Below are 210 nucleotides of genomic sequence, written 5' to 3'. Positions count from 1 at the left end.
GGAGTTAAACAGTTCCAATTTTTGGGATTTATACGCCTCAATCAACTGTTTTTCTAATTTTTTCCCAACTTCTGACAGTTGATAATAATCAGCTAGTTGAATGAAAGAAAGGATATCTTCCAAAGGAACAAAAGAAATAGAATATTCCAGGCAATCGAGCAAATGGGTAAACTCTTTTTGCGTCAAAGTGAGAGGAACTTGAAGGGTTTC

1 pseudogene is annotated in these 210 nt (G+C 35.2%); it reads right to left on the bottom strand.

Annotated elements, in window-relative coordinates:
• Positions 1 to 210 (bottom strand): annotated as a pseudogene (locus tag BU804_RS05570) (hypothetical protein); the annotation flags it as partial.

It is taken from the genome of Candidatus Protochlamydia sp. W-9, assembly GCF_001950615.1.
Classification (GTDB): domain Bacteria; phylum Chlamydiota; class Chlamydiia; order Chlamydiales; family Parachlamydiaceae; genus Protochlamydia; species Protochlamydia amoebophila.
Note: the sequence above shows the minus strand (reverse complement) of the source record. Positions and strands in the feature narration are given on the sequence as shown.